Origin of the sequence: Desulfosporosinus nitroreducens, assembly GCF_023897015.1 — a bacterium.
Taxonomy (GTDB): domain Bacteria; phylum Bacillota; class Desulfitobacteriia; order Desulfitobacteriales; family Desulfitobacteriaceae; genus Desulfosporosinus; species Desulfosporosinus nitroreducens.
This window is the reverse complement of sequence record NZ_JAMHFY010000077.1, coordinates 1-1,848: the sequence shown is the minus strand read 5'-3', so window position 1 is coordinate 1,848 and position 1,848 is coordinate 1. Positions and strand designations below refer to the sequence as shown.

The window sequence follows — 1,848 nt, the reverse complement described above, 5'->3', positions numbered from 1 at the left end:
TCATTATAAGTAAATAAGCACAAGCATCCAACCCGTAAATTCGGATCGTTTACTTGTGCTTTTATAGTACCAATGGGTATAAGGGTGTTTATGTTTTTTAGTATCAGTCTGAACTCTTGATATTTCTACCGTATCACCTAAAACCACAGTGATCTCTTCTGTTCCGTAGGCTGGATTACTACCAGGTGGCCGCTGGATTTAACTCCTCTCGGAATGGGTCGTATAATCGATAAATTTGTCCTGATAACGGGAGGCCATACTTTCAGCATCTTCGCCATGTTTTCAATAATCTTACTCGCCGTCTCCCTGTATTTTTCCTTAATCTCCGGATCCGTTCTGTTTAATGCTGTGAGCATTTTCAGCAGCTCATTGTAGCATTAATTATGTTATCGTGTTGAATATTGAATTGTGCAGCCGTCATGACGGAGGATTTCCATGTTTTTGAGCTTATTTTTCAGTTCGGCAATTTTTCCTGGCGGAAAAGGATCACCACAACTCCATAATAGCTCCATCTTAGGCAATCTCCAGCAGTGTGGATTCCGAACGCGGGGAACCCCTTATTGCCCCAGATCTAATCTCACAGTATACGGGTGGAACCCCTCCGGCATGATCACCAGATGCTGTGCGAAGTTCGAAGCGCGATGCTCGAAGTTCGCACTTGAATTGTTTTCTGAAGAAAACAAGAAATAAAGAAGTTATCCTTTATCGCTGTTCTCTCAAAACTGCACAGAGTCTTTTTCTAGTAGTGTCGATTGAATTTGAGCCACTCACCTTAGTCATTAGCAATCCCGAAGCCCTTCGTCCTCAGCCTCTCCGTCCTTTCGAACCTCGTGCCTCGCACTTCGAACCTCGCTTTTAGGTCAAGCCCTCGACCGATTAGTACCAGTCAGCTCCACACGTCACCGCGCTTCCACACCTGGCCTATCAACCTGATCATCTTTCAGGGGTCTTACCAGCTTACGCTGTGGGAAATCTCATCTTGAGGTCGGTTTCGTGCTTAGATGCTTTCAGCGCTTATCCGCTCCGAATATAGCTACCCAGCTGTGCCTCTGGCGAGACAACTGGTACCACCAGGGATTCGTCCATCCCGGTCCTCCGAGTTATTTGACGCTTACCTCATAGCAGCACCTATAACTTCAATCCCCGTACTTAAGAGCAAAAAGCCCTCCAGCTGTTATATCGATATCAATCATTGTCGTAAACTCTCCTTCATCTAAAGGGATATCCCTTGCCTTGCGATTTACCACCTTTCATAGGTGGCGTAGGGTTTAAACGTCTTCATATTCGTCGTAGGAACAGGCGGCCACTCTTTGAGCCTTTCGACCATATATTCAGCAAGCCGGCTCGCGTCTTTACTGCATTTTTCTTTTACCGCCAGATCAAGTCTGGCCAGTTGGCCGAGGGCTTCCAGCAGTTCCTGGAAGGTATCGGCGATCGTTTGGCAGCAAGCGGTGCATCTTTCTTCATATTTCGTAGTAAAAGTTTGGGAGGTTGCAGTTTTTGGCCCGCTTATGGGTTTTTCGGTTTTTTTGACGGTTAGATACTCTATTTTGATATCCCCAGGATTATTGGGCATGGGGGTAACTTGAGCCTGCTCTTTCTCCGAAGCGGTTTGGTTCCGTTCTTTGAGAGCCTGATCCAGTTCCCGGGTGGTCATATCTTCAACATCATGCTCCAGAATAAATTTCTCCCGCTCATCTTCCGGAATCCCCAGCAAGAGAATGGCCTGGTAGTAGGTCAAATTCGTCGGCGCCGACGAATTTGAGCTGCTGCCGTCATCGCTGGCAGCAAACAGTTTATCTCCATATTCTTCAAAGAGCTGCACCAGCCTGTTGGCTGTACGCTGGG

The 1,848-nt window shown here is 46.8% G+C and carries 3 protein-coding genes and 1 other annotated feature; all 3 genes read right to left on the bottom strand.

Annotated features, from left to right (window positions below):
* Window positions 1-137 precede the first annotated feature (137 nt).
* Window positions 138-356, bottom strand: a complete 219-nt coding sequence (locus M8E35_RS26180) for a hypothetical protein (protein WP_252473906.1) — start codon at window positions 354-356, stop codon at window positions 138-140.
* A 30-nt stretch (window positions 357-386) separates the two neighbouring features.
* Window positions 387-512 (bottom strand): hypothetical protein, encoded by a 126-nt coding sequence (locus M8E35_RS26660; protein WP_289711022.1) that lies wholly within the window; start codon window positions 510-512, stop codon window positions 387-389.
* A 344-nt stretch (window positions 513-856) separates the two neighbouring features.
* Window positions 857-1,848 (bottom strand) — a sequence feature (mutual gap in cmsearch alignment for this rRNA model is longer than 100).
* Window positions 1,241-1,848: DUF3102 domain-containing protein (locus tag M8E35_RS27220; RefSeq protein WP_252473905.1), on the bottom strand; the 608-nt coding region annotated here is incomplete at its 5' end. Its footprint overlaps the feature before it by 608 nt.

Excerpts from the sequence above, each read along its gene's own strand:
- M8E35_RS26660 (WP_289711022.1), bottom strand. The coding sequence starts at position 512 with ATGGAGCTATTATGGAGTTGTGGTGATCCTTTTCCGCCAGGAAAAATT.
- M8E35_RS26180 (WP_252473906.1), bottom strand. The coding sequence starts at position 356 with ATGCTCACAGCATTAAACAGAACGGATCCGGAGATTAAGGAAAAATAC.